The following is a 6,070-nucleotide window of genomic DNA, read 5'->3' on the forward strand; positions in this document are numbered from 1 at the left end:
CCCAGCGCCAGTTCAACGGGCAAATACCCCTCCCGCAGACGCTTCCCTGGCCAGGGGCGTGGACACGCAACCGCAGCTCCCGACTGTCCCAAGTCCGCAAAGAACGGGGAGATTGGAGCGGGAGAAGAGCGTGCTTTGCTTATCAACGCGTTCCGCGCCGGCGCTGGCCGCCCCCGAGTTCGGCCGCGCGGCCGCCGCCCGCGACCAGCTCATTCTCACCAGCCGTACCGCGGAGTTCACCGCCGCCGTCATCGGTGCCGGCCGGCTGGACTGGCTGCTGGCCTCGCTCGATGAGGTCCAACGTCAGCCGGCCATGCGGTCCGGTCGCCGATCACCTCATGGCGGACACCAGGCGCCCTTTCATGCGGCGGCCTTTTCGAGTGTCGGCGATTTCGTGCAGGTGCAGCCGATCTCGCACCAGACGCCGGTGTGGTCCGGCTTGTGGGTGATGCCCCAGTCGCGGGAGAGGTGGTCCACGAGGAACAGCCCGCGCCCCCGGGTGGCCTCCGCATCGGCCACGCCGGGCCGCGGCCTGCCCGCGCCACCGTGGTCGTGCACCTCGACGCGGACGGCGTCGGCCAGATGGGTGATCCGCACCTCGAAGTTGTCGTCACAGCTGGCGGCGGAGTGCTCGACGGCGTTGGCGGCCAGTTCGGAGACGGCCAGGACCACGTCGTCCGCGGCGGGGTGGCCGGCCACGACGCCGCCCGCGAAATGACGCACGTGCCCGAGCTCTTCGAGCAGGGCCGGAAACTCTCGCATCTTGGTGCCGATCATTCCCCATCGCCTCCGCGAGTGCATCGGCTGGTACCGCCTGACACCTACAAGGATGCCGATCCCGCTTGTCGGTTCCCTGCCGCCCGCTTGCGGCTCGCTGTCGTCAGGCCGAACCCGCGCCCGGCCGCCTGGCCGGGCGCGGAAATCAGACACCCAGTGAACTCGCTCGGCATCGTCCTGGCGGGCAGGCTCAACAGCATCGACACCCGGCGTCTCCGCCCGCGGACCCTGCTCGAAAGCGGCGTCGGCGGGCGGGCCGGCAGCGCCTCGGCTGTCCTTCTTGGAGGCGAGCCCTGGATCTATGCCGACCGGCTCAACTCCCGGTGACGATCGCGCACCGGTGCCAGCCGCTCGTGGAATCCGCCGTCCGGGGATCGGGTGATGATCCCGGTCTCCACGCCATGCTCGGCCACGTCGCGGTCCGACTGCTGGAGCGCGAGGCAGATCCACCGGGTGACGACGAAGGCGACGACGGGTCCGATGACCACGGCGTACCGGAAGAAGATCGTCACTGTGTTGACGTTGAGGTGGAACTGGTGGGCGAGCTGGTCGTTGGCCGCGGCCGCCCACAGCAGGCCGTAGAAGGTGATGCCGGCGGCGGCGATGGCGGTCTTCACGGGCGTGTCGCGCGGCCGGTCGAGCAGGTCACGCGCGGGGGTCCCGCGGGCGATGCGGCGCGTGCTCTTCGGCCGGCCCAGCGCGTCGTGGCGACCGCGTCGCGCCAGGAGGAAGCGCTCGGCCATCGGGTACGCGGCCAGCGCGGTGAAGAAGACCCCCGGTACCACCACCGTGGGAAGGAGGACCGCGAGGCTGAGCGTGTAGTCCCCGAGGGTGAGCTCCCACCCGGGCATGATGCGCAGGGCGCCGTCGAGGAACCCCATGTACCAGTCGGGCACCGAGCCCGCCGAGATCTGCGTCGGCTTGGACGGGCCGTACAGCCAGATCGGGGCGATCTGGAACCCGAACCCGAGAATGATCAGCATGCCGACCGTCGCGGCCGCCATCAGCGGGCGGGCGCGTCGCCGCGCCGGCTGCGAGGCGACGAACCGCGAGTGGCCGTTTCGCCGCACCAGCAGCCCACGGGCGATCAACAGCGCGCCTATGACGGCCGCGAGCAGCAGGTGCCCCCCGTACATGACTGGAATGATCGTGTCGCCGGGAAAGCCCGAGCCGAACAGCAGCGACATCACCCACGCGCCCACCACCGGGACGGACTGCACGACCGACATGACCAGCCACAGGCTCCCGCCCGACAACATGTCGTCGGGCAGGGCGTTGCCGGTCTCGCCCGCGAACATGCCCAGCGCCAGCAGCGCCACCCAGATCAGCCACTGCCGGGCGCGCGGGCGGCGGAACGCGCCGGTGAGGAACATGCGCAGCAGTTGCGCCACGACGGCCGCCACGAAGATGAGCGCCGACCAGTGGTGCATCTGGCGGATGAGCAGGCCGCCGCGCACCTCCAGGCTCAGGTGCATGGTCGAGTCGAACGCCTTGCTGACGAGGAGCCCGCGCAGCGGCCCGTAGGAACCGTCATAGGTCACCTGGGACATGCCGGGGTCGTAGAACAGCATGAGCATCGCCCCGGTCACCAGCAGGACGACGAACGACCAGACGGCGATTTCGGCGAACATGAACGACCAGTGGGAGAACTGGAACGAGCGGCGTATGCCCGGCAACGAACGCATCTGAGGCCCCCTAACCTTGCCTACACACATGACGAGATCGGGCCGGCAGGTGTGACGTCGGCAGGGGCCCTTGTGACCGTGAATCACGTCACTGTGGAGGCCGGGCCGAGAGCTCTCCGCCGGGTAAATGGCCGCTCAATGTCCGGTGGATGCCCTGGTTCGCCCAGGTCGTGGCTCCCACAATCGTGCCGTGAACCTCCAGCGAATGATCCGGTTATTACACATCACAACCCTCTCCTTCTTATTGGTCGTCTCCTCGGCCGTGCTCTGGGCGGAGGCGACGCCTGCGCATGCGGTGCGGGGCGGGAGCCCGGTCGCCGACGGTACGTGGGGTTTCGTGGCGAAGGTGAACGTCGGTGAGACGCACGGATGCACCGGAGCCCTGGTCAGCCCGCAGTGGGTGATCACCGCCACCAGTTGTTTCGCCGCTGACGGGCAGCCCGTCAAGAGCGGGGCGCCGGCCGTGGCGACGACGGTGACGGTCGGCAGGACGGACCTGTACGGTTCGGGCGGGCGGGTGCTGCCCGTGGAGTGGATCCACCCGAACCGTGACCGGGACATCGTGCTGGTCCGGTTGGCGTTGCGGGTCATGGACGTCACGCCTGTCACGCTCAGCCCCACCGTTCCCGCCGCGGGGGACGCGCTACAGGTCGCCGGCTATGGCCGGACCGCCGAGGAGTGGGCACCCAGCCGCCTGCATGCCGCGCCGGTCACCGCCGGGGCCGTGGCCGCCGGCTCGTTCGGCTGGACCGGAGTGAGCGGCGGCGACGTGAGCGCCTGCCAGGGCGACGCGGGTGCGCCGGTGTTCCGTACGGGCGGGAGCCGTCCGGAGCTCGTCGGGCTCAGCATCGGCGCGGGGCAGGGGGGCTGCCTCGGCGCGGCCGCCGACGGGCCGCGCGGCGCCGACGCGGTACGGGTGGACGACCTGGCGACCTGGATCAGGCAGGTCGCGGCCGAGCCCACCACGTCCTTCCGCAACTACGGGAACAGCGAGACCGGGATCGGCGGCTATGACCTGAAGGATGCCCGGGACCAGGTGGTGGCCTTCGACTACGGGCATTCGGGGAAGGTGGATCACCTGCTGTTGTACCGGCCGGGGACCGGGATGGTCTCCATCGTCAAGCGGGGCGCGGACGGCGCCTACGCTTCGGTCTACTCCTCGGCCGACGGCGGGCTCGGTGGCTACGACCTGAAGAGCCCGGCGGACCGGATCACCGCTTTCGACTACGACGGTTCGGGCAAGCTTGATCATCTGGTGTTGTATCGGCCGGCGACCGGGATGGTACACATCCTCAAGCACGGCAGCGGCACCACGTTCACGCCGGTCTACTCCTCGGCCGACGGCGGGATCGGTGGTTATGACCTGAAGGGCGCGACGGATCAGATCATCGCCTTCGATTACGAGGGCTCGGGGAAGCTGGATCATCTGCTGCTCTACCGTCCGGGCGGGCACACGGCCTGGATCCTCGAACACGGCGCGGGCAACACGTTCAGGGCGGTGTTCCACAGCTCGGCCGGCATCGGTGGCCAGGACCTGATGAACGCGGCGGACCGGATCACCGCTTTTGATTACGACGGTTCGGGCAAGCTTGATCATCTGGTGTTGTATCGGCCGGGGACCGGGATGGTCTCCATCATCAAGCGGGGCGCGAACGGCGCCTACGCTCCGGTCTACTCCTCGGCCGACGGCGGGATCGGTGGTTATGACCTGAAGGGCGCGGCGGACCAGATCATCGCCTTCGATTATGAGGACACGGGGAAGCTGGATCACCTGCTGCTCTACCGGCCGGGCGGGCAGACGGCCTGGATCCTCGAACACGGGACGGGCACCACGTTCAGAGCCGTGTTCCACAGCTCGACCGGCATCGGCAGCTATGACCTGAAGAGCCCGAGGGATCGGATCATCGCCTTCGACCTCCAGGGGTCGGGCGGGCAGAGCCATCTGTTCCTCTACCGGCCGATCGACGGGATCGCGTGGTTCGTGGGCCGGGCCTATCCGTCCGCGATACCGGCTTGGGTCACCGTGCAGCCCGTCATCCGTCCGGACTCCATCCTGGAGAACTTCGCCTATCCCGTGGACTTCCATCACGAGTTCGCAGGCACCTCCGGTCGGGACGACTGGGGCACGGACGAGGCCGAGGCGCAGCACTTCCAGCTGATCTCCGGAAACGGCGGGATCATCTGGGTCTCGTGCACCGCGTCCCCGGAGAACGGGGTCGGTGTGATCAAGGTGTTCCCCGGCCTGTTGAACGGCCAGACCGAGGTCGGCGAGCCGCACCTCGGCGTGACGGCGGTGTGCTTCAAGGTCATCGCACCCAAGGGATACGTGAAGCTCCGGATCCCGAACGTCTACGAGGTCCAGGGGGACAGCCGCTCACCGGGGGCCGGCCACGACGTGGACGCCAAAGTTGTGAACGTGACGTCCGGCGCGGAGCGCACCAAGCGCGTCGAGCGGGACGAGAGCGAGCAGTTCGGACGTACGGACACCACCTGTGACGAGAGTCACCCGGACTATCCGGACAACTGCCGAGAGACCCTCCTGGAACTGCGGGTCGTCAACTGAGAACGGAACGGCCGGCTGACAGATGACAGCCGGCCGTTCCGCCCATTCATGTGTGGAAACAACGGGTGGAAGTGACTGGCATGCGCGACAGCGCCTTATGGCAGAAGACAAGTGTTATCGGCACCGTACTCTCGCTGCTTCTCATGGGCAGCCCCCTCGGCGAAGCACAGGCGGCATCAGCGCCACCCGCCGCGCCGGCCTGCGAACGACAAGTGGCGCTGGATGCGTGGGTCACGGGCGGCCTGAACGTCCGTCCGGCCGCGGAGGAGGCTCTGCTCGGAAACGAGGCGGCGATCTGCGCGTTCACCGCCCAGCTTCCCAGGCTCGCGGCGCAGGACGAGCGCGAGCAGCTCGGCCGCGTCAAGTCCCACGGAGGTCCCGAGGTCTCCGCCGCCGCCAACGCCGCCCTGCTCTCGGACGGCGCCGGTGCCGTGACGGCGTTTCTCGACGGCGGCTGGGAGACCGCTCGGGAGATCGACCTGCGCGCCAGCGTGAACGAGATGAAGGCGGCTGGTGGGCCGGAGGTCAAGGCCGCCGCGAACGCGGTGCTGCGCAACGGGACGCGTGCGGCCTTGGGGACGTTCATCGAGTCGGGATGGCGGCTGCCGTACAGGCTGGACCTGCGGGCGGTCGTCAATCGCGCGATGGCCGACGGCGGCCCGGAGGTGCAGGCCGCGGCGAACCGGGCGCTCGGGGACGGCAGCCTGGAGATGCAGGAGCGATTCATCCAGATCGACTGGGGGGTGGCCCAGGCCAGGGACAACGAGAACCAGACCTTGGGCGATCTGCGGGCGAGCGCCACGGAGGCGACGCGCCGCGCGGCGTTCGAGGCGATCTCCGCGGTCGCGCAGGCCGACCGCGCGAAGGCGGAGTCCCTGGCGGCCAAGAACGACGCGGCGGAGGCGGAACGCCTCGCCTCGCTGGCCGGACAGGCGTCGGCGGAGGCCAAGCGTCAGGCACAACGTGCGGCTGAGGCCGCCGACGGTGCCGCGGTGGCGGCCAGCGTCGCCGTACAAGCCGCGCGGGCGGCGGCGGACGCCGCGCG

Annotated in this window: 5 protein-coding genes; 3 read left to right on the plus strand and 2 right to left on the minus strand. The window is 69.4% G+C overall.

Annotated elements, in window-relative coordinates; all coding sequences use genetic code 11:
- Positions 1-360: 360 nt before the first annotated feature.
- The gene (locus ACFPZ3_RS15815; protein ID WP_379514852.1) at positions 361-762 is read right to left on the minus strand and encodes an ATP-binding protein; all 402 of its coding nucleotides are present in this window, start codon (positions 760-762) and stop codon (positions 361-363) included.
- A gap of 171 nt (positions 763-933) precedes the next feature.
- Here ACFPZ3_RS15815 and ACFPZ3_RS15820 point away from each other — a divergent pair, with 171 nt between their 5' ends.
- On the plus strand, positions 934-1,104 hold the full coding sequence (locus tag ACFPZ3_RS15820) for a hypothetical protein (RefSeq protein WP_379514853.1): 171 nt from the start codon (positions 934-936) through the stop codon (positions 1,102-1,104).
- Here the strand turns inward: ACFPZ3_RS15820 and ACFPZ3_RS15825 are convergent.
- Complete coding sequence (locus ACFPZ3_RS15825; protein ID WP_379514854.1) at positions 1,077-2,462, minus strand: cytochrome b; 1,386 nt, start codon at positions 2,460-2,462, stop codon at positions 1,077-1,079. The two genes, ACFPZ3_RS15820 and ACFPZ3_RS15825, sit on opposite strands and share 28 nt — an antisense overlap.
- 190 nt (positions 2,463-2,652) lie before the next feature.
- Here ACFPZ3_RS15825 and ACFPZ3_RS15830 point away from each other — a divergent pair, with 190 nt between their 5' ends.
- Both ACFPZ3_RS15830 and ACFPZ3_RS15835 read left to right on the plus strand, forming a co-directional pair.
- Positions 2,653-5,025 carry a S1 family peptidase gene (locus ACFPZ3_RS15830; protein WP_379514855.1) on the plus strand — a complete coding sequence of 791 codons (2,373 nt, stop codon included), beginning with the start codon at positions 2,653-2,655 and terminating at the stop codon, positions 5,023-5,025.
- A 212-nt stretch (positions 5,026-5,237) separates the two neighbouring features.
- The coding region (locus ACFPZ3_RS15835) for an ALF repeat-containing protein (RefSeq protein ID WP_379514856.1) at positions 5,238-6,070 on the plus strand (833 nt) is incomplete at its 3' end.

The sequence above is a fragment of the Nonomuraea insulae genome, from assembly GCF_042656245.1.